This window comes from Kluyvera georgiana ATCC 51603, from assembly GCF_001654985.1.
GTDB classification, from domain to species: domain Bacteria; phylum Pseudomonadota; class Gammaproteobacteria; order Enterobacterales; family Enterobacteriaceae; genus Kluyvera; species Kluyvera georgiana.
The window spans coordinates 1-302 of sequence record NZ_LXEU01000153.1 but is presented as its reverse complement, the minus strand read 5'-3'; the positions used below and the strand labels follow the sequence as shown (position 1 = coordinate 302).

At 52.0% G+C, this 302-nt stretch carries 2 tRNA genes; both read right to left on the bottom strand.

What is annotated here, in order from left to right:
- Window positions 1–18: 18 nt before the first annotated feature.
- Window positions 19–94, bottom strand: a tRNA-Ala gene (locus tag M989_RS24115).
- 110 nt (window positions 95–204) lie between these two features.
- Window positions 205–281: transfer RNA gene (locus M989_RS24110), tRNA-Ile, on the bottom strand.
- Window positions 282–302 lie beyond the last annotated feature (21 nt).

Sequence of the window (302 nt, the reverse complement as noted above, 5' to 3'; positions counted from 1 at the left end):
GGGTTGTTGCAGTAAAGATGGTGGAGCTATGCGGGATCGAACCGCAGACCTCCTGCGTGCAAAGCAGGCGCTCTCCCAGCTGAGCTATAGCCCCATCGTTTGACAGAATCTCTTAAAACCGTAATGCTTTCTGAGACAAGGCGTGGAACGGCGAAGCATACTGAAGTATGCGAGTCGTTTCACAACGCGGTATCAGGAAGAATTTGGTAGGCCTGAGTGGACTTGAACCACCGACCTCACCCTTATCAGGGGTGCGCTCTAACCACCTGAGCTACAAGCCTGCAGAGATTCTTTACTGCTAT